This is a genomic window from Pseudoduganella buxea (genome assembly GCF_009720835.1).
GTDB lineage: Bacteria > Pseudomonadota > Gammaproteobacteria > Burkholderiales > Burkholderiaceae_D > Rugamonas > Rugamonas buxea.
In genome coordinates, this window is sequence record NZ_WNKZ01000226.1 from 1 (window position 1) to 905 (window position 905).

Sequence of the window (905 nt, forward strand, 5' to 3'; positions counted from 1 at the left end):
CGCCAGCAGCGGCTTGCGCAGCGGGGCGTGCCGGCGCGTCAGCTCGGCGCCGACGACGCAGGCAGCGATCAGGCCGGCCATGCCGTCGAAGCCGCCGTCGCGGAAGTCCAGGGCCGTCCACGGCGCGGCGGCATACAGGTCGTGGTGGCGCAGCACGAACAGCAGCCGCGCCACGACGAAGCCCGTGACCGTCATCTTCCACAGCACCGGTCCCGCGTCCACGCCCTGCCTGCGGTGCAGCCAGGCGGCCACGCCGTTGGCCGCCAGCAGCGCCGCCAGGGTCAGGGCCACCTGCATCGGCAGGACCAGCGGCCCCAGTCGGATGACATCCATGCGCTTCTCCTTTGTGTGGACCGCAAGCGTAACCCGGCTTTGTTAGAAATGCATGAAAGGCATGGCCGAACCAATAGTCCTCGTCATGATTTAGTCGCGCAAGCACTGAATGCGTGAACAAAATGGTATTGGTCTGGACAGCGTGACATCGTGCATAGTTAAATCTGCCTTTCAATTTGTGACGCCGATGCCCATGCCCAGCCAGGTACGCCCAATCGACAGTGTTCGCGACAGTGTTCGGGCGGTCGAGCCCGCGCTGGTTGGCCGCCGCAAGGTCGCTGCATGAAGGTGGGCGCCGAAGCAGGGCTGCTCGGGCCCCATGACCAGCACTACCTAGTGCATGCGCTGGAGGGGGCGCTGGGCCTGTGCGAACTGGACCAGCTGTTCCGCTGGGCCCAGGGGCCGCTGCAGGCCGTGCTGCCCCACCATGTGCTGGTCTGCATCCGCGCCAGCTCGGATGGCGAGGTGCTGCGCATCGACTGCCTGCACGGCGGCGCGCGGGTGCCGGCACGGCAGGCGGCCCTGTGCGATCCCGTGCACGGCGTGGCACCGGCCGCGCAGCGGCTGTGGCG

The 905-nt window shown here is 68.0% G+C and carries 2 pseudogenes; one reads left to right on the plus strand and one right to left on the minus strand.

What is annotated here, in order from left to right:
- Window positions 1–333 (minus strand): annotated as a pseudogene (locus tag GM672_RS27725) (TlpA disulfide reductase family protein); the annotation flags it as partial.
- A gap of 282 nt (window positions 334–615) precedes the next feature.
- On the opposite strand from GM672_RS27725, the pseudogene GM672_RS27730 reads away from it, so the two are divergent.
- Window positions 616–905, plus strand: a pseudogene (locus GM672_RS27730) (hypothetical protein); the annotation flags it as partial.